At 50.5% G+C, this 24,583-nt stretch carries 14 protein-coding genes; 11 read left to right on the forward strand and 3 right to left on the reverse strand.

What is annotated here, in order from left to right; all coding sequences use genetic code 11:
- Positions 1 to 5: 5 nt before the first annotated feature.
- Both ACES2G_RS12295 and ACES2G_RS12300 read right to left on the reverse strand, forming a co-directional pair.
- Positions 6 to 5,657, reverse strand: coding sequence for a delta-60 repeat domain-containing protein (locus tag ACES2G_RS12295; protein ID WP_374000332.1), 5,652 nt, complete (start codon positions 5,655 to 5,657; stop codon positions 6 to 8).
- 191 nt (positions 5,658 to 5,848) lie between these two features.
- Positions 5,849 to 7,048 (reverse strand): hypothetical protein, encoded by a 1,200-nt coding sequence (locus ACES2G_RS12300; RefSeq protein WP_374000333.1) that lies wholly within the window; start codon positions 7,046 to 7,048, stop codon positions 5,849 to 5,851.
- Between the two features lie 477 nt (positions 7,049 to 7,525).
- On the opposite strand from ACES2G_RS12300, the gene ACES2G_RS12305 reads away from it, so the two are divergent.
- The 4 genes from ACES2G_RS12305 to rdgB all read left to right on the forward strand — a co-directional run bounded on the left by ACES2G_RS12305 (position 7,526) and on the right by rdgB (position 10,446).
- Entirely contained in the window at positions 7,526 to 8,050 is a 525-nt protein-coding gene (locus ACES2G_RS12305) for a hypothetical protein (protein WP_374000334.1), read from the forward strand.
- Positions 8,051 to 8,198: 148 nt separating this feature from the next.
- Entirely contained in the window at positions 8,199 to 8,951 is a 753-nt protein-coding gene (locus ACES2G_RS12310) for an N-acetylmuramoyl-L-alanine amidase (RefSeq protein ID WP_374000335.1), read from the forward strand.
- 161 nt (positions 8,952 to 9,112) lie between these two features.
- Positions 9,113 to 9,844 (forward strand): ribonuclease PH, encoded by a 732-nt coding sequence (rph, locus tag ACES2G_RS12315; protein ID WP_374000336.1) that lies wholly within the window; start codon positions 9,113 to 9,115, stop codon positions 9,842 to 9,844.
- 2 nt (positions 9,845 to 9,846) lie between these two features.
- Positions 9,847 to 10,446, forward strand: a complete 600-nt coding sequence (rdgB, locus tag ACES2G_RS12320; protein ID WP_374000337.1) for an RdgB/HAM1 family non-canonical purine NTP pyrophosphatase — start codon at positions 9,847 to 9,849, stop codon at positions 10,444 to 10,446.
- 70 nt (positions 10,447 to 10,516) lie between these two features.
- Here rdgB and ACES2G_RS12325 read toward each other — a convergent pair whose 3' ends face one another.
- On the reverse strand, positions 10,517 to 10,927 hold the full coding sequence (locus ACES2G_RS12325) for a hypothetical protein (protein ID WP_374000338.1): 411 nt from the start codon (positions 10,925 to 10,927) through the stop codon (positions 10,517 to 10,519).
- 370 nt (positions 10,928 to 11,297) lie between these two features.
- Between ACES2G_RS12325 and ACES2G_RS12330 the strand changes: the two genes are divergently transcribed.
- The 7 genes from ACES2G_RS12330 (at position 11,298) to ACES2G_RS12360 (ending at position 24,458) form a co-directional block, all read left to right on the forward strand.
- A complete protein-coding gene (locus ACES2G_RS12330; protein WP_374000339.1) occupies positions 11,298 to 18,056 on the forward strand; it encodes a beta strand repeat-containing protein in 6,759 nt (2,252 codons plus the stop codon).
- A 193-nt stretch (positions 18,057 to 18,249) separates the two neighbouring features.
- Positions 18,250 to 19,359 (forward strand): ribosome small subunit-dependent GTPase A, encoded by a 1,110-nt coding sequence (gene rsgA / locus ACES2G_RS12335; protein WP_374000340.1) that lies wholly within the window; start codon positions 18,250 to 18,252, stop codon positions 19,357 to 19,359.
- A 98-nt stretch (positions 19,360 to 19,457) separates the two neighbouring features.
- On the forward strand, positions 19,458 to 20,402 hold the full coding sequence (locus ACES2G_RS12340) for a ribose-phosphate diphosphokinase (protein ID WP_374000341.1): 945 nt from the start codon (positions 19,458 to 19,460) through the stop codon (positions 20,400 to 20,402).
- A 118-nt stretch (positions 20,403 to 20,520) separates the two neighbouring features.
- Complete coding sequence (locus tag ACES2G_RS12345) at positions 20,521 to 21,162, forward strand: 50S ribosomal protein L25 (protein ID WP_374000342.1); 642 nt, start codon at positions 20,521 to 20,523, stop codon at positions 21,160 to 21,162.
- Between the two features lie 73 nt (positions 21,163 to 21,235).
- Positions 21,236 to 21,799 (forward strand): aminoacyl-tRNA hydrolase, encoded by a 564-nt coding sequence (pth, locus tag ACES2G_RS12350; RefSeq protein ID WP_347359283.1) that lies wholly within the window; start codon positions 21,236 to 21,238, stop codon positions 21,797 to 21,799.
- Between the two features lie 47 nt (positions 21,800 to 21,846).
- Complete coding sequence (gene ychF, locus ACES2G_RS12355; RefSeq protein WP_347359282.1) at positions 21,847 to 22,947, forward strand: redox-regulated ATPase YchF; 1,101 nt, start codon at positions 21,847 to 21,849, stop codon at positions 22,945 to 22,947.
- A 41-nt stretch (positions 22,948 to 22,988) separates the two neighbouring features.
- Positions 22,989 to 24,458 (forward strand): amidase, encoded by a 1,470-nt coding sequence (locus ACES2G_RS12360; RefSeq protein ID WP_374001901.1) that lies wholly within the window; start codon positions 22,989 to 22,991, stop codon positions 24,456 to 24,458.
- Positions 24,459 to 24,583: the final 125 nt, after the last annotated feature.

The following is a 24,583-nucleotide window of genomic DNA, read 5'->3' on the forward strand; positions in this document are numbered from 1 at the left end:
CAATCCTAGTTCGGATTGCCGTTTTCTTTGATTCGCACCAAACCATTGCGGTTGAGCGTATTGTAAGTCGAGAAGTCCCCTAACAAGAAGATATCCCCCGAACCATCGTCCGCCATTTTCACGCCATAGCCTGTGGTGTTGACGCCGGCACCAAGGCCGAAAGACATATCCATACTGCCGTCCGTGTTCAGACAAATAATGCGTGGAACCGTGATCGGATATGACGATGTCCCATACGGCGAGAAGTAGCCATAGAACGCCCCTGTTGCATACACGCGCCCGTCTTTTGCTAGAGTGATGCTGGTAACATATCCACGATCAACCGTCGTGGAACTGGCCGTGTAGCGATACATGAGACCAGAACCCACGTTGAAGGTATTATCCAAAGCTCCACTAGGCTTTAACTTCACCAACCCCATGCGTACTTGAGCCTGAAAGCGCTGATAGATTCCAGCGACGTACAATCCTCCGTCCGGCGCCACCGCCAAATCCTGCACGTCGGCGCCTGTCGCCGGTGAAGCGTAACTAGGTCCACTTCCGACGTTAAAGGCGGAGTTGATCTGTCCTGAGTCTCGCAAACGCACGATATAATTTCTGGCCGTTCCATTGTAAGTGCTAAACTGTCCCGCCATATAAATATCATTGGTCCCGTCGCCCACAGGCTTGGCCACCTGGATGTAACTGCTGAATCCAGATCCGATATTGAAGCTGTTATCAATACTTCCATCCGCATTTAAACGAATCGCGCGGTTCGAGTTGACCCCTTTATAAGTTGTAAAGCTGCCTCCAACATACACCTTACCGGCATGTCCCGGAGCTGGAATAATTTCGCGAACAACATCATTAAAGCCCGTGCCGATGTTAAACGTGGAATCCAACGAGCCGTCCATATTCAAACGCACCATCCGCGTGGCCGCGACCCCTTTGTAAGTCGTAAAGGCGCCTCCGACATAGAGCTTCTGATTGGCTTTATCGTAATACAACGTGCGCACGTAGCTATTAAACCCCGTCCCCACATTGAAGCTGGTGTCCACGGAACCGTCCTGATTGATACGAACCAGATTGGCCGAAGCAGCCCCCCGGTAAGTGCCGAAACTTCCCGCGACAAACAGACGATCCGAACCATCATTGAGTTCTGCGATCTCGTAAACCAACCCCGAGCCCCCGGCAATCCCCGCTCCGATATTGATTCCCACATCCGGAGTTCCATCCTTATTGAGTCGCACCAAGCGGGCAAAACCGAACGAATCGTAAGTGGTAAAGTTGCCGCCGACATAAACATCATCATACGGATTCGATGCTGACGGCGGCATTAACAAAGCATAGACATAAGAACCAAAACCACGATTCCCAAAACCAGCACTCAAGGTTCCGTTGGATTGCACTCTGGCGAAATAGTTCTGCGTCGTCCCCTTAAAGGCCGTGAACTCTCCCCCCACATAGATGTCATTGGTTCCATCGCGAGCCACCACAATGTCACGAACAACACCACTAAAGGCATTCGTCGCCCCGGCTGCGGCATTGAAGGTCGCACTCAAGGTTCCGTTGGGCGCCAACCTCGCAATACGCAGGGCATTGCTTGCGGTGGCTCCATATTGCGTGAAAGATCCACCGATATAAATTTCATTCGTATCTTCTGGGGCAAGCTCAATATCATAGACATAGTTATTTACACCCACACCAGTCCACCCTGCAGCCAACGCTCCATTGCTGACGTTCACCTTCATGATACGGTTGACTGTCGTGCCTCGATACGTCGTAAACAGACCACCCACGAACAAAGAATTCTCGTCTGCGGAAAGGCGCAACGCCCGCACTTCCGTGGTCAGAGCTCCCCCTGTTGCCACGTCAAAGCTTGTCACCGTCGTCCCATTGGCAGCCAGCTGCACCAAGCGCGGAGTTGTCGCCGAACCATTGACCGTCGTGAAGGCACCACCAACAAAGATGGTGTCCCCCGGCCCATATTCTAAGGCATAAACAACACCGACAATAACCGGAGCAAAAGTATTATCCCAACTGCCATCCGCATTCAGGCGCACCAGATAATCGGCTGTGGTGTTACCATCAAAATCGGTGAAAAGTCCTGCCACGTACATCTGACCACTGCCATCGCGAGTCGGCAAAATGGCCTGCACAGTGTTGTTAAAACCTGTTCCGATGCTGAAAGATTCAATCCGATCACCATTGTATTTCAGTCGCGCCAGACGATTGATGGTGATATCCCCCAACTGAGTAAACGTTCCGCCGACCAAAATATCACGACTGCCATCATTGGCGTGAGCCATGGCCCACACCTGTGCATTCAAACCGTCTCCCAACATAGAGAACGTGGGCTTGTACAAAACATTTCGTACAATCGCGCCGGAGTTATTCCCGGCCAAATCCGTCTGACTGACCGTCACAGAACGAGCGCCCTCCACCCCTTCCATCACGACATCAACACTGAACTCCCCGGCGGAGCTGCAGGGAACGGACACGGGTCCTAAAATTCCCATTCCATAAGTAAGCTGAATATCAAGCCCCGCTTCGCAAACACCCACCATCGTTCGTTTTTCAGTGATAATGGTGTCATTTTCAAAAGGCATGGTGAAATTCAAAGAAGGTCCCAATGTATCGATGATCCAGCCATCCCCGACGGTCACGGCTGAAATATTTCCGACGTTATCCACGGATCGCACCTTGGCATAATAGCGCGTGTTCGCAACCAGACTTAGCCCTGTCACTGTCACAGAAACACTCGAGCCTGCCGAGGTCCACGCCACAACATCTTCAAACATCGGACTGGTACCGATGGCATATTCAAAACGATTAAATCCACTGCCACCATCAGTCCCGCCGCCAACCCAGGAAATCAAAGGCGACGCCGCCGTAGTGGTCGAGAACTGACCATCATCCACGCTGACCGAGGCGATAGGTCCCTGAGTATCATGAATATAGCTGGTCATAAAGGCACAGACACTGTCTTTGCTAATGGCTGTATCCCGAGCGCGAGCATAAATGGTCGTCACAGAGTTGGCATTAACAGCGACAGATACACCCGTTGATTCGAAGGTCGCGCGGCTTCCCGTCCCGATGACAGTGGTGCACGCTGCGTTTGAATACAAGGTCACGATATCGGCCACGACATCCATGTATCCCTTCACCAATGGCGCACTGGAAGCTCCAGAGGGGCTTTGCGGAAAGGTGGCAAAGAAGGTTGGTGCCGGAACATTGACACTGACCAGGAATCCCGCATTGATCGGTGACAACACAAAATTCCCGGCACTGTCCAACGCACGCATTCGCACATAGTATGTGACTCCATCACTAAGAGCCAAACCGCCAATAGTAAAAGAGGCCGACGTCACACCAGTCCAATCCACCACATTGTTAATTGCACCACCCACGGTCCCAGTTCCCAAGGCATACTGATACACAAACGGAGATCCCGTATCACTGGCAGTTTGCGAATAGCTCACTGCTGGTGAACTTGTTGAAGACGGATGCGTTGAAAGATAGCTCACCCCAGGGCTGGCCCACATTGGTGAGACCGTATCCAAGGTCACCGTGTTGGAATCCACCCGCGATGATAAGTTCCCAGCACCATCCCGAACAAAGGCAGAAACCACCTTCGCGCCATCCCCGCCACTCAAGGTCGCATGTGTCGGGAAGGGCAAGTTCTGCCAACTGCAAGAGGCTGAGTTGGTGCTATTAACCAAAAGACAGTATTGCGTCGGTTCCCCCGTCATCGCCCCGACACTTAAGGGCACCGTCAAACTGTTGACGAAAGCACCGACGACAAGACTGACTCCCGACAGAGTCGGCGCCAGGTTATCATGACGATAGTTGCCAAGATAAGCACACACTGAACCATTTTCGGCAGCATCAAAAGCTTTTCCATAAACGGAGGTTTCGGAATTCGCCAGTAAGTTGAGTTGAACACCCGTCCCTGCAAACTCTGCCTTGGTCCCCGAAGACAACAACGATGCACAGCCCGCATCTGAATAAAGACGAACAGTTTCAGTATCGGCAGTGCTTGTTCCGATCACCCGGGGATTATTGTTTGTTGCCGACGGCGACGCCGGACTAAAAGAAGACAGAACCGGTGCTGCTGCGGGCCCTACGGTATCCACGGTCCACCCAGTCGAAGACAGTACGGCTGAAGCATTCAGGGCTTTATCCGTGCTTTTAAAATTCACGTAATAGGTGTTTCCATGAACCAGAGTGAGCCCTGTGAACACCGCTGGCGACGTGACATTCACAGGAGTCCACCCACGAACATCGGTGGCTCCGGCCGCAGAGCCTAGTGAATACTCCACTTTTAAGATTCCCGCCCCGGCATCAGCAAAGCTGGACACCCAGGAAATTGCTGGAGAACTGCTGGAGGAGTTGTGCGACGTTTTATGAGTCAAGCCCGAGACATTGCTTGGAGCAATGTCATCGTGCAGATAGGTCGACATCAGATTACACGCCGTCGGATTCATGGAGCCATCAAAGCCTTTGGCATAAATGGCTGAATTGGCATTGTGATTCACGGACACAGTAATACCCGTGGTTTCAAAGGTCGTGCGATTCCCAGTTCCAATCACCGTTCCAGCGCAAGATGAATCCGCAAAGAAATTAATCAGAGCAATATCTGAAGATGAATATCCGACCACTCGAGGTGATGCATTCGAGGATGGTGAGCCCGGAGACATTGCAAAAAAGCCGACCGTCAAAGGTGTCACAGCTCCGCTTTGATGAACATAATCCATCAAATATACACAAGCGGACTTGTTCCCGGCCCTGTCCCGCGATTCACCATAAAGTGATACTGTTGCACCGAGTGGCACGGTGATCTGTATCCCTGTGGTGACAAACGTATCCCGGCTTCCCTGCCCCAGGACCTGACTGCAGAGATTGTCCGAATAGACCGCGACAGCCGTTGCCTCGGAAGACACAGAGCCCTTCACCAAGGGCGCCATAACGCTGGAAGGAGTTGGTGGCACCGTCGCCGGGCTGACAGGAGCATCTGGGTTCACAACATCAACGTGCACTGTATTTGAATACAGGCGGTTGGAAATATTTCCGGCAGAGTCTTTTAAAAACAAAGTGTAGGTCTTAAAACCATGAGGCGGCGTTGAAGCCAAAGTCACAGGCAACGGAAGATTCTGCCACTGACAAGATGAAATCAGATTGTCATTTTCAAGCACGCAGTACTCGGTGGCATCTGCAAGCTCTCCAAGCACCGTATAGGACAACGCTGTTTTGTTCGTGTATTCACTTTCATCAATTCGGAAGCTGTGCAAATTCGGCCCTAGGGTGTCGCTGGTATAAGTGGCCAGCAGCGTGCAAGGACCATAGTTTCCATCACTGTCGACAGCGCGCCCATGAATCAGGGTGCTCAGATTAGGCAGCACCAGGGCCACAATGCCGGGATCTGCGAAATTCGCCACAGATCCAGCACCTACGGGAACGGCACAGGCCGCATCTGAAAACAGAGTCACAGACGTGGCATCCCCCGTAACGGTTCCCTTGATAGCGGGAGTTACTGAACTAGAAACTGTGGAAGGATCAATAGAGGTAAAAGAGATCTGCAACTCCGGGCGCAGCACCGTGCCCCCCGGTTTTGTTGGCGGAGCATCCAACGGGATACTACTGACATTCCAATCCCCACATCCCGCGAGGAAAAATGTCATCCCGACCGCTCCCAACATGCGATACCATAACGTCCAAGTCATACATACATATCGGGATCTTAAACAAAATTTGTGATACTAGACCGTATCAAGATGAGCCCAAATCTGAACCAACAAAGAAATTTATCAATGTAAAATCACGGGCTTGTGCCCGTGATTACAACTTCGTAAGAGATGGCTCTGTTATGGTATTACTTCTTTTTCTTGGTTTTCAATCCCGCATCTAGGCGGATCTTAACAGCTTCCAAGCGGGACTCTTCAGCTTCGAAGTTCGCCTTGGCGGTCGCAACTTTGATGCGAGCTTCTTCGACTTCATTTTTTGCAGAGTCCAAACGACTCTCTAGCTTCTCTCGTTCTTTTTTTGCTTTTTCGGTTTCGTCAGTCAAGCGTTTCAGCTCACCTTCAGAACGTGCGATTTCAGCTTCGTACTCGGCAATGGCCTTCTTTGAACGGGCAATTTCCAGATTCGCTGTCGCCTGCTCTTTACGAAGATTGTTGCGGTTGCCTTCCAGCTCCTGACGGGCTTTCGCCGCCGTTTGCTTCAACTTCTCTTCCTGAGATTTTGTTTCAGCAACTTTCTTGCGCTCAACTTCCGCATCGTCTTTGGCTTTCTTGGAAGCCTCCAGGGCCGCCTTTAGTTCCGCGTCCACCTTTTCAGTCATCGCCTTGGACTGCTCGTCTTGAGCCTTCAAGCGAGCCATCTCGGCTTCTGCACGGGCGCGATCCGCCTCAGCTCGAGCAATCTCCTGCTTGGCTTTGGCTTCGCGAGCCTTGGCTTCAGCCACCGCTTTTTGAGTTAACAGCTTGGCCTTGGAAAGATTTTGCTCCGCCTTCATTGTCTCGGCTTTCGCGACTTCCGCTTCCTGAGAAGCCTTCATGCCCTCTTCAGTGGCTTTAGCAGCCTGCTTTTCCTGATCCTTGGCTTCATCGCCCAGTTCTTTGGCTTTGGCTTCAGCTTGCTTACGTTTGCCGTTGGCCTCATCGCGAGCTTGTTGGGACTTTTGAGTTTTTTCCTGAGCTGCTTTGATGCGAGCTTGCGCTGAAGCTTGCTCTTTCTCTGCCGCTTTCTGAGAGCGTTCGTGCTCGGCCGATTCAGCTTTTAGTTTGGCTGATTCACGCTCGGACTCGGCCTGTTCTTTTTTGGCGTCATTTTCCAATGAACGAGCTTTATTAATCGCCGACTGAGATTCCGCACGCACCTTATCGCGGCGCTTGCGATCCTCTTCGGCCCGTTTCTTTGCTTCGTTTGCTTCGGCCTTTGCCGCCTCGGCATCCGCAGTCGCTTCTTCAGCTTCAATCTGCGAGCTGTCCACCTGTGCTTTTGCTGTCAGTGGCATAGTAGAGGTCATCAGAGCTGCCAAGAGAAGAATCCCAAGGGGTTTTACCTGCATTGAATGTCTCCTTCGATGTTTCATCGATGTTCAATAGCACTTAGGATAAAGGGATTTTGGGCAAAAAAAAAGCGACCAGGATTTGGGGGGGAGGGGTCCTGGCCGCCATGGGGGGTTGACTTGTACTAAAGCAACGGCGGTGCCACGCCTACTAGTTCGTCAAATCCGATTAAACTCGCAGCGGACCCAAATCCAATGTCGAGGTTTTTGACAGAAAACGACAATTGTCGGACGGAAGTTTCGCATAAACGTGTCTTTGTGGGAGGTTGAAGCTCGACGTTGGGCCTCTCCGCATCACCCATTTTTTTTAGTCCATATGTCTCAAAGTGAGCGCACTCCTTCCGACGGAGGTCCGGAACTGAGACAAAACCCCACTGGATCGCTTATCTGAGCGATCCCCAAGCTCAGCACTTTGCCCCACAGTAAGGCAACAACCCCAGTTTTGAAAGGATATCAAAACAAGTGAAGAACTTAAGAATGAGTTTAAACATCGTGCTTGCCGCATCTCTTATGACCGCGATTTCATGCTCTGACAGCAAGAAATCAACTCCAGGATCCGCCGAACCAGATCTGGCTGGATACTGGAAAACAGAATGCCAGGCAGCACCTACACTAGCACCTATCGGCAGCAGCTATGACTATTTCCAAATCACAGCGGATGGCTCTCAGAACCTTCATCGTGCCAACTACATCAGCACCGATTGCAGCGGCAGTGCATCTAGTATCGACAGTTTTGGAACAAACACCGTCGCAGTTGGAAATATCGTCTCGCAATCTCCATGGACCGTGGAATTCGACTCTACAAGATGCAATACAACAACGTACTTAACAGCGAAGTTTGATTCAGAAAAGCTCTACATCGCAGAAGGTGAATGTGGGAGCAGCACTGCAGACAGATGCACAGACTTCACGTCCTCTCCGGCGTACTCTCGCATGGCGGCTGAAGATGTCCCGACTCTGCCAGAACCTGTTAGCGCTTCCCCGTCCTTCTGCATCCAGTAAAACCTCTCGGAGCCTGCATCTTCGCAGGCTCCTTCCTTGACCCACGGCTAGGTTCCGGCCATTGCGGGGTCTGGACTCGACACACCCTCGACTTCTTTCTTATTCTGACTTTATGAATTGTCCGTTTCTAAAACAAAGCCTCGGGGCTTTGCTTATTCTTGCTGCCTCACCTGCTGCCAGTGCTTTGCATATCATGCTTGATCCCGGGCATGGTGGTGTGGATACAGGAGCCGTCTATAGCGGCGCCAAAGAAGCGGATCTGGTTTTGAAGGTCGCACAGAAGCTGCAAGGTCTTTTAGAAAAAGACAGCCAGTTCACCGTCACTATGACCCGTACCAGTGATCGCAATCTGGGCCTTCCCGAACGTGTCAAAATGGCTGAAAGCTCTAAAGTGGATCTATTCGTCAGCCTGCACGCCAATGCCGCTGCAGATCAGCGTGCCAAGGGGGTTGAGTTCTTCTTCCAAAATAATCTGCCACCGGATGAAGACGCTCTGTTTCTGGCCAGTCAGGAAAATCAGATGGTTCTGAACCGCCGCGAACTGCAAGAGATCTCTGGCGGTGATGAGCTTTCCAAAAAAGGCGACGTGGCTGCCATCGTGGAAGACTTGCAACGTCAAAGTCGTATGAATAGCAGCTTGCGTCTGACGCAAACGCTGAGCCAAGTGTGGGAGCGTGACTCCAATGCGGCACAGGCCACAATCAAGCAAGCACCTTTTTATGTAATCTCAAAAACATCCATGCCCTCGGTTCTGATTGAGATAGGATTCCTCACAAATCCCAAAGAGGTTAAAAAACTCGTCAGCACAAATTACCAGAGCGATCTTGCTCAAAAAATCTACAACGCCCTTTTGTCCTACAAAGAAAAGATGGACAATCACACAGCAAAAACACTAAATTAACCAAGTATTAATCATCCCAAAACTAAGACTGTTCAAAATAGTTCAGCCGCAAGGCGGAGTAGGTCCTCGCAGCGCAGGCGTGCTCCATGCACGTCGGAGCGAGAAGACCGCCCGACAACGTAGTCGGATGGGCTATTTTCAACAGTCGCCAGGAGAACTCTATGCGTGCAGATGGTCGCCTTTTTGATCAACTTAGAAATGTAAAAATCACACCGAATGTTTCTGAATACGCGGAAGGTTCTGCCTTGGTTGAATTCGGTCGCACCAAAGTTCTTTGCACGGCCACCTACGAAGCCAAGGCTCCATCTTGGTTGTTGGGCACAGGGGCTGGCTGGGTGACTGCGGAATACGGTATGCTTCCCCGTTCCACGCACACACGTATCAAACGTGAAAAATCCATGACTGGCGGACGCACTCAGGAAATCTCTCGCCTGATTGGTCGCTCTTTGCGTGCGGCTGTTGATTTGAAGCAACTGGGTGAAAAGCAAATCATCGTGGACTGTGACGTTTTGAATGCCGATGGTGGCACTCGCACAGCGTCTGTCACTGGTGGCTTTGTCGCTTTGGCATTAGCACTAAAAAAACTGCACGCTGTAAGCGAGATCAAAGCGATGCCGCTGATCAACTATGTCTCGGCCATCAGTGTGGGCCTGCATGAAGGCAATATTCTTCTGGATCTGAACTATGATGAGGACTCTGCGATCGGCACGGACATGAACTTCGTTATGACGGACAAAGGTCAATTCGTCGAAGTGCAAGGCACGGCCGAACATCTGCCCTTCACACGTGATCAGTTGTTTAAGATGATGGACGTGGCTGAAAAAGGCTGCCGTGAGCTTTTCATTCATCAAGCCTCTGTTATGGGCGAAATCTATAAAATTGCAGGGGTCTAAAAATGGAATTGTGGATTGCTACCGGAAACAAAGGGAAACTGGCCGAATACAAACAACTGCTGCGTGAACTTCCAGACTTAAAAGTCTTTTCACAAGGCGACATTCCATCCTTCACTCCCCGTCCAGAAGACGGAAAAACTTTCGAAGACAACGCCCGCATCAAAGCCAAAACTTTGCGTGCGGTGAAAAACAATGTTTGGGTGCTGGGGGAAGATGCCGGACTTGTGGTTGAGGGGCTCAATGGTCTGCCCGGAATTCATTCCGCTCGCTATGCCGGACCGAAGGCTTCTGACAGCGAGAACGTGGCCAAACTTTTGAAGATGATCACTTTAAAACCGATGCCCAACAAAAACGCGAAGTTCGTCTGCACTACAGTGGTTTACACACCAACCGGGGAAGAATGGGTCTTCACCGGCGAAATGAAGGGCACGATAGCCTCTAAACCAGCCGGCCTGCACGGTTTTGGTTATGATCCGGTGTTTATCCCGGAAGGCCAGACACAGACGCTGGCAGAGCTGGGTACAGGCTACAAGAGCCTGCTTTCCCACCGGGCGATGGCACTCAAAGCTTTCCTTGAAAAACTACAGACTGTGAATCCGTAAATGAAAAACCCCCATAATCTGACTGACTATGGGGGCTTTTTTTTGCGAACTTCTATTTAATTTTTAAAAACTACTCGCCACCCATCGAAAGAGTGCATGAAAGTGGGCTATTAGCCAAAATAACTCGTCCACCTTTGATGATGGTGATGGTGCCTTTTTTCAGATCCAACTGAAAGGTGCGTTCTGCGATGTCACTGTACGCTTCAACGTAAATCCAATTTTGCATGCGCTTGTCACTCCCGGAAACGCTGAATTGAATCTCGTCGGTTCCAAATTTCAAATCAGAATCTCCTGATCTGTCTTCAAAGTGACGCATAAAAGGATGAAGCTTGCCGTCGCGACCTATTCTGTTATCGATTTTAAGACGCTGGCCAACGTTTTTATACTCGTAACTGCAGCTGAGCTCTGTCACAGCCTGGGCTACTGTGGAAAAAGTGGAAATAGCAAGAATTGCCGTCGCAATAGCTGACTTGATTTTCATAAGATTCTCCTTTGTTCATTTGGCTTAAGCCTATTTTTTTAATGGTCTTGTGACAAAGTGAGTTCTTGCAGCATTCGCGCCCCCATGCCACCGCCCGGCCCAGCTGCACTTAAAATGCAGAACAAGGACATTTGTGTATGCAATGACTCATTCTGAGCTGTGGCTTAAGTGTATGCCACAGCTCAACTTTTCTTCACGTGTGACATTCTAGGGCAGCCACTGAGCTGGGTACGGGGTGTGACAGACTTTCAAGACCATTGTCTTTGTCATGGAATAATACAGAACACATCCGCGAGTCTTTCTTTGGAGATATCTTCATTTTAACGCAAAAAATCTTCAGCTGTCCTCGTTGGCGGCCGATAGATTCTTCATGGGAATCTTGGAGCGTTCTTTACTCATCATTTGTCTCATTTTGAGTCAAACCGCGTGTAATATTCAGGCGACGCTCACTGATATTTCCCCTACTATAATCTCAGGAAAAATCATTCTTCCCGAAAGTCAGTTTTCCACGGGCATCCTAAAGACCCTAGGTTCATACATTGGTCTTGGATGCCCCGCAAACGTCACGCTCTATCGCGGCGACAATCCCGCAGCTCTACAGACAGTTTCTGTTTCAAGCGATGGAACTTATGCATTCACCATCAGCGAGGCGGACCGGGACAGTTTGAAAAACGGAAGTCTTCAATACAAAGCCGTAATGAGCAATTGCGACTCCAGCTTCAGCCGCCCATTGACGGGAATGACCAACCAAAACATCTCCCTCGGTAGCGAACTCACCGACCAAGCTCTGGCTGTAGCGGCCTTCCACGGTATCTCCAAAAGCAGCATTAAAAAGGCTGCACTTGAAAACTTCGTCGCACGCCTGCAAATGATTGAAAGTGAATACGGCCTGCCATCTCTGGAGGGCACCTACCTCGAGATTAAAAACTCCCCAGCCCTTTCTTCCGAGTTTTTGACGGTCTTTGGCTTTAACGTTGAAAAAGTCGAAGATATCACGCCTGAAATCAAAAAAATGACAGTGCCCTCGAGCTTCGACGAAGGACAAACGCTTGCTCCGACAGTGGAAACTCAACACTGGTCTTCAAACTACCTGACAATCTACAAGTGGGAACTGGATGGTCAAGTGCTCTCCCATACCAGCGCTCCGTCCTTTAGCAAGGTCCTTTCGGCCAACTTCCAAGGTTCTCACAATGTGAAGATCACACTGGGTCGTGATGATGGCGCAGGGAATGTGGATACGACAAAGCCTACTTGGACTCGCACTTTTACTGTCCAAGTTGCCAACACAATTCCGCCAGCTTCCCCCACCTTCACCAAAGTCACGCCAACCGGAGCATTTATTAACTCTGCAAATGTGGCCATGAATCTCAATACGGGCGCATCTTTGGTCAACTGCGAGTCGTTTTCTTCACTGGCCCTGACTGAAAATGCGGCCATTGCGCCGACCAACGAATCTGCTTACAGCATCACCTGCAACACCACGGGGACTCAAACTCTTAACCATACTCTGGTTTCTGAAGATGGTCCGATCACCCTGAAGCTATGGGCTCTGGATGCCAGCAAAACGATCTCCACCGCTCCGACTCAAGTGACATTCACTCTAGATCGACAAGCCCCGGCGGTCTCTCTGACAGCATTAAGCTCGGCCAACCTGCAGGGAAATTCCTTGGTGGATCTCACCTATTCCGCCACCGATACTTATGGAATTGCCTCGCTCACTTTGCAGATTGCCGAAGATGGCAACACCTTCACGGATGTCGCAACACTTGCTGCTTCAGCAACATCTTATCAATGGCGGGTTCCAACTCTGGATGCCAGTGGAGTCAAAATTCGTTTGGTCGCCATCGACAATGCTGGCAATACCAACACTTCCACAAGTGCCACCTTTAATGTCTCTAGCACAGCTCCAAATCCTCCCGTACTGTCCTTAAACACTGCAACTCCATCTCAGTCCACTACCGTTTCGTTGAACAATCAAAACTGCAACAAGGCAGCATCTCAGATCATCTTCACGGAATCCATGGTGGCACCAAGCCTTAGTGATAATCGCTGGCAGACTTGCACGGCGGGAGGCAACTACAACTACACTATTCCGGCAACCCAAGGCATTCATAACATCTATGGCTGGCTGCGGGACTTAGCCGGAAATATCTCGTCCTATTCACTAGTGGAGTTCACCCATGACACTGTTGTACCCTCAGTGACACTCACCTCATTGAACAGTGGCCTGTATAAAGGTGGCACCACCCAAACAATCTCTTGGACAGCCAGCGATGCCGGAGGATTAAGCAGTTCTCCTATTTCATTAGAGTACTCCACCAATAATGGCGGTTCCTGGATCTCCATTTCTTCGGGGCTCAGCAACTCAGGCGCATATCTCTGGACAGTTCCAAGCATCGACTCCAATACGGTCAAAGTTCGCGTCACAGCAACAGACAAAGTCGGCCTGACGTCTTCATCTGTCTCATCTGGAAGTCTGACCATTGACTCCACGATCCCGACATTGTCCCTGACCAATCTACCGACCACGATCAAGGGTGCCACTCCTTTCAACCTGCAGTTTTCAGCCAGTGATACCAACAATATTTCTTCATTAACATTGCAGTTTGCCCAAGATGGAATAACTTTTACGGACATCGCCACACCGGCTGCTGGCAGCAACAGCTATCTTTGGACTCCGCCTGCGGTGAATACCGCTGGATCAAAAGTAAGACTCATTGCCGTCGATATGGCGGGGAACTCTTCCACGATCACCTCGGCGGCATTTGGTATCGACAGCAATGCGCCAACTCTTTCACTGACCTCGTTGAACAGCGGCAGCTACAAGGGAAGCTCGATTCAAACCATCATCTGGAATGCCGCAGATGACGTCGGTCTAAATAACGGCGCCATCAGCCTTGATTATTCCGCCGACAACGGTTTGACCTGGAATGCAATTTCAAACGCTCTTAACAATGCAACTAACGACGCTTGTGTGGTTCCAGGCGGCAGCAGCGGATGCTATTCATGGACTTTACCGCTGATAAATTCAAATCAGGTCCGGGTTCGCGCTAAGGCCACCGACAGTTCTGGCAACGTCAGCACCGTAGCCTCCTCTGCCGCACTGGTCATCGACTCTGCGGCTCCGACAATTTCACTGAATAACTTTAATTTTGGAATCTTCAAAGCTGGCAGCAGCGAGTCTATCGCCTGGAGTTCCTCGGACAACTTTGCTCTTGCGGGAAGCCCTGTGGCTATCGAGTACAGCTCCAACAACGGCAGCACCTGGACAACGCTCTCATCAGGTACGATCAACGGTTCCAGCGGTGGCTGCAGCATTCCAGGCGGCAGCAGTGGCTGCTATGCTTGGACCTTGCCCGCCCTTGATTCCTCCACCATGCTGGTTCGCCTGACTGCGTACGATGCCGTCGGTAACTTCAGTCAAGCCCTCTCCACTTTAGCTTTCACCGTGGACAACACAGCTCCTGCTGTCAACCTGACCTCGATGAATTCAGGAGCCTACCTTGGAGGCTCCATTCAAAGTATCAACTGGAACTCTTCCGACAACATTTCTTTGCCGGGCTCTCCTGTCAGTATTGATTACACGACTGATGGCGGCACCACTTGGACCAGTATTGCCACCGCTCAGTCTGCATCCGGAACTTATGCCTGGACGATCCCCAGCTCTATCAACTCTGTCCAAGTCAAAGTTCGCATCTCAGCAACCGACTCAGCCGGCTGGAGCAACTCTGCCGCTTCCAGTTCCAACCTAACTGTGGATTCGACCGCTCCTGGATCGCTCGTGCTCACTCGCACCAGCAATGCCTATAGCAATACAAACTCAATCTCCATGAATATTGCCGGATGCACTGGCGATGCCGTGAAAATGCTTTTCTCTGAAAGCACCTCTGTGCCCTTGGCCAGCGATCCTAACTGGACCACCTGCGCTGCCAGCAAGGTATTTACAACCAGCACCGGGGATGGCCTGAAATCTATCTATGCTTTTGCAATGGATGCCGTCGGAAATATCAGCTCCGTGAGCACGGCGGCCACCTTCACACTGGACACAGTAGCACCGGCAATAACCTTCAGTTCTGGAGCCATTTTCCCAGGCAACAGTTCCGCCTCTTTCACTTGGCTTCTAACCGATCAAAACACATCAAGCTCTCAAAACTTTACTGTTGAGCTGGCCTCTGATGGCAGCAACTATGTTACACAGCCTGCGGTCGCAGCAGCCAATGGCCCTCTCAGCAACAGACCTTTTAATACCAGCCTGAACCTGCCCAATGTATCCCAGGCTGGAGCCAAAGTCCGAGTCTCTTTCACTGATCTTGCCGGGAACTCTGCCAGCGCAGTTTGGACATTCAAAATTGACAACTCCAAGCCAACCATCAGCAGTTTTAACCTGAACAATGGCACAGCCAACACATCGAACAACAACGTTCAAATCAGCCTCAATGCCGCAGACTCTTTCAGCAAAGTGAATCGAGTGTGTTTCCTAAGCTCCAGCATTGGAACTCCGGCTACACCTGCAAACAACGCTTCCTGTTGGACAACGTTGGCAACCGGGCTACAATCACAAACAGTCTCAATCACTCCGGCAGATGGTATCTATTATCTTTTGGGTTTCACAAAACAGTCATACACTGTCTACGTTTGGGTAATGGATGAAGCCGGCAACATCTCGGTGAACGGCGGCAGTGATGGCGTCGATAAAAAATCAATCTACTTCGATCCTGGCACTCCGCCTGTGGTTAAAGATGTCATTGCAGCGAATGTCGATGTCCCGTCGTCTCCGCCGCTGAAATCCCAACTAAAAACCAATGTCAGCCAGAAAACCATCTATGTCCGTTGGAACGCTTCGGACCTTGAAGGATTGGCCGCCAATCCTATTTCACTGTCATATACGACTGACGAAGTGAATTTCATCGATATTACCGGCGCCCAAAATCTTCCGAATGCCATCAATGGCGGATGCACCAATCAGGACTCCTCCACTGGATGTTACACATGGACGAATGCACCAACTTCGGGATACTTTTCTATTCGCGTGACAGTAAAGGACATGTTGGGGCTGAAGACCTTTGCGCGCTCTTCTGGCTTCAATGACGATAGTCTGCAAATCATCGCGGGAAATATTGGTTCCGGGCTCAAAGGCAGCGCCATGGGTTACACCTTTAGAACCGGCAATCAAACTTCGGGCTACACTTTGGATTCCGGCGGTTTGATCTTTGCCGATGACGGACGTGTCTTTGTTCGGGATCAAATCGATGGACTACTGTGGATCAATCCGGCCACGGGAGTCATTGACAAATTCATTCCAACGACCGGAACCTCCACTGGCGATGGGGGCCAAGCCACTTCTGCAACACTGAAATACCCTGAAGCCATGAGGCTTGACTACAACAATGGACTGTTGATCTGGGACTCTGATCGCATTCGTCGCGTGGATCTCAATACCAATATCATCACAACCATTCTTGGTGGCGGCGCAAGTACTGATCCGGCGGGAACTCAAGTCGACTGGAATCAGATTAAGCTAGCTGCATATGACGATTCCACCGTTGGCTGGACCGTACTTCCCAACGGAGACATGTACTTCCGTGCTTCTGGAAGTGGCAACGGCATCTTCCAGCACTATGTTGCAGCCACTCAAAAAGTGGAGCGTATCCAGACTCAAGGACCGGGCTTCGACACCAATGCCAGTGCGCCGTGGACCCCTCAGGATGGCCTCACTCGCTATCCCCGGGCCATTCATGTGAAGTTCAATCCAACAACTTCAGCCGTCGAGCACATGCTGGCCATGATCTACTATCAGGTCATCGGGAACGACCAGCAAAGTTACGCACGTCTGGATTTCCTGAACGGCAGCCATAACCAAAATTACTCCACCATGGCCCCCTATGACATTGCCTTCCCTTACCACCCCTGGTTGCTGACCGGCATGGATGGAAAGTTCTATGTAGTAGCGCACGACCGCAGTGGCCTTTATTCGTGGGATGCGGACACTAACTCGCTGACATTGCTATTAGGCACTACCAGTGGATCAAGGGCCATCTGCCCCGATGGAACGCCCAAGACAAGTTGTGCAATTATGCTCAACGATGTCTTTATTTCCAAAACCGGACAGATCTTCTTTATGGAAAAAGGTTTGATCCGTACCGTGGATAGCGACGACAAAATCCTGACCGTGTTTGGCCAGGGCATCACCTCTGGTGATGGTGATCGCTCCACCAATGCCCGCATCAGTTCGCTTATGGACCTTGAGTTTGGTAAAAACAATGGAGGTGCCCGCGATCGGTTCTATATCATCGACTGGGGCAACTACTCGATTCGAGAATTCCAACTGGGTGGAAGCATCCGATATATTGGCTATGGCGGGCTCTATAATTTCGCCTCAGATACTGGCAGCGGTGACATCTTCTGGGGGAATCAGGGAGGCCTTTATCGCCTGGATTACAACACTCTGGCATCGACTCTGGTTGCCGGTGGCGGAGGCACCGCCTTCACCACTGCAGCGGATGGAACTAACGGCGCCAGCATCAGTTTCACCGCCGGTGCCAGCATTGCTTACAACGGGCAGGTCCTAGCTTGGGATGGTAAAGATGTTTTGCAGCATAAATCCCGCTGGAACTCGGGGACCGTTGATGCCATGTTGAAGATCTATGACAGCAGCAGCTCTTACAAGCAGTATCATGTTGCCGGAGTGACCGGAGCCAATGGAGCCTTCCCAGCAACGACAACCCCTGCAGCGACAGCGTATCTTCCCGCCTATGGAGGGCTGTCGGGTGCCTACCCCTCCACAGCAAACAGTTGGCTGCTGACTCCGTTTAGCTCCACTATTTATACTGTCACCCGAGGCGGAGACATTTCTCCCTATAAGAACTTCCCTAGAAGTATGACAGGTTTTGCTTGGGACAATAAGGTCCACGATGCCACTCGCGAACGATTCTTCTATTGCAACAGCAACAAACTTTACCAATACGACATGAAAACCGACTCCGAATCGCAGTTAAGCTGGTCCCAGCCGGGCCTGTCTTGTGTCGGCTCAACTCGTCGGCTTCTCTATCATCCAGAGCGCAACTCGGTCATATTCGCTGTGTACTCTTCCGGATTCTATGGCGTGGCAGAATACTTCCTGCCGGACTGATATCTTTTCAGCCAAGGCACTTGCATAATTTCCAGATATAGAGAATACTTGAAAAACACCCATACCAAGGAGGGCTGATGATTGTTCTAACTTCTATCAAATTTGCTGGCTCTCCTGCGGCACTTTAATTCAATTTAAATTTTAAATCCGCCCTGCGAGAGCTCCTTTTATTTTTAACAAAATGGAGTTATCCGTGAATTTTAATCAAAACATCCTCGAATGGGGATGGAATGTATTTTTCCAGACACAACTGGATTTGCGCCCGCTTATTGAAGGCGAAGTGGTCGCACGAATTATCAACCAAGAACGCGAACTGTATCGAGTGATTTATTTTACCGCTAAGGGCGAAGAAAAAGCCCAGGCCCAACTGACCGGGAAGTTTCGCTATGAACACGAAGACATCAACCTGGAATACCCCGGCGTGGGCGACTGGGTGATCTGCAAACTGCACTCGGACGGTGCGCAGGCCCTGATTCATGAAGTGTTGGAACGAAAATCCTGCTTTTATCGCAAAGAACCCGGCAGTGGTGCCCGAGCCCAAGTTGTGGCCGCCAACGTGGATACGATCTTTGTGACCATGTCGGCGAATCAGGACTTCAATTTAAATCGCCTGGATCGCTACATGAGTCTTGCCTGGGAAAGCAATGCCTCCCCCGTGATCGTCCTGACCAAGGCCGACCTGTGTGAGGACATCCACAGCCTGACCCAAGAGGTGGAATCCCATCACGTGGGGGTTCCCGTTCATGCGGTCAGTTCGCTGCAACCAGAAACGGTGCAAACGCTGATGCCCTATCTGGCTCAGGGACGAAGTTTGGTGCTGCTGGGGTCTTCAGGGGTTGGCAAGTCCACGTTGGGAAATGTGCTGCTGGAAAAAGAGCAGCTGAAAACCCAGGGTATCCGCGAAGGTGATGACAAGGGCAAACACACCACCACATCACGGTCCCTGTATCAGCTGCCCTCCGGAGCCCTCTTGATGGACACCCCCGGCATGCGGGAACTGGGGCTTTTGGACCACCGTGAGGGGTTTGAAAATCAGTTTGAAGACGTCATCACCCTGACGACCCAATGCCGCTTTTCTGACTGCCAGCATGCCAGCGAACCGGGCTGCGCCATCTTACAGGCCCTTGAATCCGGGGACCTTACAGAAGAACGCTGGGAAAGTTTTCAAAACCTGGACCGGGAACTGCGCTATTTTCAACGCAAATCCGACCCCGAAATCGCCCGGGCGGAGCGGCAAAAGTGGAAAAAAATTTCCCAGAATATGCGGGTGCGCCTTAAGCACAAATCCAGAGGAGAAATATAGAGAAAGGGGCCCCTAAAAAGGCCCCTTTTGGGTGGACAAAATCAGGCCCCCTTGCTAGCTTCCTTTAAACGCGCTTTTAACTCAGGAGACTACGAGTGATGAAGGGCCTAAAAATCTTTACCGCCAATGCCAATCCCCAATTAGCCAAAAAAGTAGCCGAAGCCGCTGGAGTTGAGCTCGGATACTGCGAAGTCAGTACTTTTGCTGACGGAGAAATCCAGGTCGAAATCCATGAAAGTGTTCGCGGACAGCATGTCTTTGTCGTACAAAGCACCTGCCCTCCTGTGAATCAGAACTACATGGAGCTTTTCGTGATGCTCGATGCTCTTCGCCGAGCCTCTGCGGCCTCCATTACGGCCGTGATTCCGTATTATGGGTACGCCCGTCAGGATCGTAAAGTGGCTCCCCGAGCCCCTATTTCTGCCAAACTGATGGCGGACCTGATCACGACCGCCGGAGCCGACCGCGTGGTTTCCGTGGACCTGCATGCCGCTCAAATCCAAGGATTCTTCAATGTTCCCGTGGATCACTTGTTTGCAATTCCGACTTTGGCTCGCGCTTGGCGCGAAGCTTATGGCCAGGGCTCCGAGTTTGTCGCGGTGAGTCCAGATGCCGGTGGGGTTGAAAGAACCCGCGCCTTTGCCAAACGCATTGAATCCTCCATGGCGATCATCGATAAACGCCGTTCCGGGCCTAATGAGGCCAAAGCGTTGCATTTAATCGGGGATGTGACTGGCAAAACGGCCGTGATTGTGGACGATATGATCGATACGGCAGGAACTCTTACACAAGCAGTTGACAGTCTCTACAAGAATGGGGCAAAACGTGTGTTCGCCGTTGCAACGCACCCCGTTTTATCGGGTCCCGCGATCAATCGTTTGAAAGAAAGCCCAATTGAAAAAGTCTGGGTGACTGACACGGTTCCGCTGACTGAAGCGGCGAAAAACTGCGGAAAAATTGAAGTGGTTTCTGTAGCTCCGGTTTTAGCCGAAGCTATCAAGCGTATCCACGGCAACGACTCCGTCAGTTCGCTGTTTGATTAAGCGGCCTCGGCCGACAGAGCTGAAGCGCTGGCAAGCGCGTAAGCTGAAGTAACTTAGAACTTAAACCACCATTTGGTGGATATTATTAACTTCCTCTATTGGACTAGAAGGATAAAAAATGAAAACAAGAATCGACCTTACAGTTGAACCTCGTGAAACTGGTAAACACAACAGCCGTGGCTTGCGCGTTAGCCGTAACGTTCCTGCTGTTATCTACGGAGCTGTAACTCCAACTAACGTTTCCGTTGGTGAAAAAGAAATCGTTAAGTACAACACTCGTGCTTACGAGAATGCTCTTTTCACTTTGAAATCCACTGACAAAAAAGCCAACGGTATCGTTGTTTTGATCAAATCCGTAGACGTTCACCCACTTTCTCGCCGTCCTCAACACGTTGACTTCTTCGCTTTGGATCTTAAGAAAGCAGTTCGCGTTAACGTTGAAGTTCGTCTTGAAGGTAAACCAATCGGTCTTTCTGAAGGCGGTTTGTTGAACGTTGTTCTTCGTTCTGTTGAGGTTGAGTGCTTGCCAACTGAAATCCCTGAATTCTTCACTGCTGATATCTCTAACTTGGCAGTTGGTGATGCTCTTCACGTTTCCGACATCAAAGTTTCCGGTTCTGTGAAAATGATCACTGGTCTTGAGCAAACTGTTGCAGTTGTTAACGCTCAAGAAGAAGAAGTTGCTGCTGCTCCAGTTGCGGCTGCTCCGGCTGCTGCCGCTGCACCTGCTGCTGCAAAAGCTCCTGCTGCGAAAAAATAGTTCGCACGCACGAATTGATACTTCAAAAAGGCAGCTCACCCGAGCTGCCTTTTGCTTTTGAAAGGCTTGTCAAATGTGGCTCATCGTCGGTTTAGGAAATCCTGGTGGGGAATACAAACTCACTCGTCATAACATTGGATTCATGGCCATCGACTATCTGATGGAAGGATTGGGAAATCCCGCTATCAAAAATCAATTCAAGGCCGAAATTGCGCAAACCAAAATCAAAGATCACCCTGTCATTTTCTGCAAGCCACAAACTTATATGAATCTATCGGGCGAATCCGTACAGCCTTTGATGGGATTTTATAAAATTCCTCAAGACCGCCTGATCGTCATTCATGATGACATTGATCAGCCTTTCAATCAGATGAAAATTCACAAGAATCGCGGCCATGGCGGCCACAACGGCATTAAAAGTATCTCAGGCCTGCTGGGGTCCATGGACTATGCCCGTCTGAAGTTAGGTGTCGGTCGACCTGACAATCCTCACATCCCGGTCGCAGACTATGTGCTGGGCAAGTTTACCAAAGAGGAATTCACGCAAATGCCTGATTTCCTGAATAAAGCCGGTGATGCGATTGAAAGTATCATTCTGGACGGAATTCAAAAAGCTTCGACAAAATTCAACACTTAGGCTAGATTAACTGCGTTTGTTTAATACTGTTTTCCAAGGGGTTTTTAATGGCACTTCAGGTTGGTATCGTTGGATTACCGAATGTTGGCAAAAGTACTTTGTTCAACGCTCTTACTTCCGCAAAGGCTGAGGCCGCTAACTATCCGTTCTGTACAATTGATCCTAACGTGGGCGTTGTGACAGTTCCAGATCCTCGCATGGATAAAATCACGGCGTTCATCAAGCCTCAAAAAGTTGTTCCAACAACCATGGAATTCGTGGACATTGCGGGTATCGTCAAAGGTGCTTCTCAGGGTGAAGGTTTGGGAAATCAGTTCCTGTCCCACATCCGTCAAACAGACGCCATTGTTCACGTGGTTCGTTGTTTTGACGACCCAAATATCATTCACGTGGCCGGTTCCGTAGATCCGATCCGTGACATTGAAATTATCAACACCGAACTTCTGCTGGCTGATTTGGATTCCGTTGAAAAACGCCTGCAGCGCACAGAAAAGCAAGCCAAGAACTCCACTGATAAGAAACTTAAACTTGAAGTGGAAGTGGCAAAGAAAATCAAAGAAGCTTTGGGCAAAGGCCTTCCAGCCCGTTCCGTTGTTTTGGACGATATGGAAGTCGGCGCTATGCGCGAAATGCATCTTCTGACTGCGAAGCCCGTTCTTTACGCGATGAACGTGAATGACTCTGACTTCGCAGCTGGCGGCAATGACTGGACTAAATCCGTCGAAGCGCGCGCAGCTGAAGAAAATAACAAAACCATTTTGATCTGCTCTGCGATGGAAGCTGAAATCGCCTTGTTGCCACCAGAAGAACGCAAGGACTTCCTGGATGCTCTGGGCGCGGAAGAGCCAGGCTTGAACCGCCTGATCCGTGAAGCTTATACACTTTTAGGTTTGCAAACTTACTTCACAGCCGGTGTGACTGAAGTGCGTGCATGGACAATCCGTGCCAACACGAAAGCTCCACAAGCGGCAGGCGTGATTCACTCTGACTTCGAACGTGGCTTTATTAAAGCTGAAACTTACCACTGTGAAGACTTGTTCAACTACAAGTCGGAACAAGCCATCAAAGATGCCGGTAAATACCGCATCGAAGGCAAAGAGTACGTGGTTAAAGACGGCGACGTCTTGTTCTTCAAATTCAACGTTTAATTCCGAGAGGAAAGGGAGCTCACAGCTCCCTTTTGTTTTTTATGAATGAACTTCTGAAGCTTTCTGCTGTTGAACTCAATAAAAAGATCATCTCCAAACAAGTCTCCCCTACAGAGGTGCTTGAAGCCCATATCGCACGCATTGAGCAGGTAAATCCCGCCTTAAATGCGATGGTGGAAGACGATTTTGTTCGCGCCAGAAAATTGGCGCATGAACAAACTGAACAACTGGCGAAAGACAATACCAACTTGCCGGTGTTCTTTGGCGTGCCTTTCACCGTCAAAGAAATGTTCGCCTATGCTGGAATGAAACGCACTGGTGGCAGCATCCATCGCAAAAATGAAGTGATGGACTGGGATGCGACCGTCGTTGCGCGCATGAAAAAAGCTGGCGCCATTCCGATGGGAACAACCAATGTTCCAGAGCTGGGATTCTGGTTTGAGTGCTACAATCCGGTTTATGGCCGCACGAACAACCCGTATGACCTGGGTCGCACCTGTGGCGGCAGCAGCGGTGGCGAAGGCGCCTTGCTGGGTGCTGGGGCTACGCCATTGGGTCTTGGCAGTGATATCGGCGGCAGCATTCGTATGCCCGCATCCTTCTGTGGAGTCTTCGGACACAAGCCATCCCGCTATCTTCTGCCGCTGACAGGTCACTTCCCGTTTGCACAGGATGATTTCCACACCACTTTGCTGGGTGAGAAGTATCCGTACACCTCCATGGGACCGATGACCCGCAAAGCGGCGGATCTTTATCCGATGCTGAAAGTGCTTATGGGTTCTGATGACGTCGATCAACTGACCATCAAATCCCCATCACTGCCGGAGCGGACTGAAGAATGGGCGGGACGAAAGATCCTGATCTGCCCAACTCCGAACTTCCACCGGGCGCGCGGGACGGATGACGACATGGCTCAGGCTGTGCGCAACTGCGGAAAGTTATTTAAAGAACTGGGCGCTGAGGTTGAGGAACTGGATCCGCGCTTCTTTGTTCGCGCGGTCGAACTGTGGTTTGCGGCACTGAAAAACTCCAAGACTCGCAACTTATATGAAACCCTGATGGGGCCAACGCAACACTTGTCAGTCGGGAAAGAGATTCTGAAACTGACATTTGGTAAAGGTGACTACACCCTGCCAAATCTTTTGGTGTCACTGGCCGAGATCTTTGATACTGGCAAAAAAGATTTCTCTGAAGAGATGCAGGCCTTAGCGGCAATGCGGGCCGAACTGGATGCGAAGCTGGGTGACGAAGGTCTTCTGATTTTGCCACCGCATCCTCGTGTGGCGCCGAAACATCGCGCGCCCTTGTGGTCGCCGTTTGATTTTATCTATACCGCGATCTTTGTGACCTTGGGGCATCCGGCAACTTCGGTTCCGATGGGACTTAATGACGATGGCATACCACTGGGTGTGCAGGTGGTAGCTCCGTACATGAAGGATCACCTAGCGTTGTCTTGCGCAGAGTTCCTGGAAACAACTTTCGGCGGCTGGCAGCCACCGAAGAATATCTAACTTCAAGTTTTAATTCTTTCCTTTTTAAACAGCTCCTACATCTCGACTCCCCTCTTTTTCTGAAAAGAGGGGGCACCTTGCTAATTAGGAAAGGTGTCTAATTCCTTTACAGTTTTTCCGAAACT

The sequence above is a fragment of the Bdellovibrio bacteriovorus genome, from assembly GCF_041888015.1.
Lineage (GTDB): Bacteria > Bdellovibrionota > Bdellovibrionia > Bdellovibrionales > Bdellovibrionaceae > Bdellovibrio.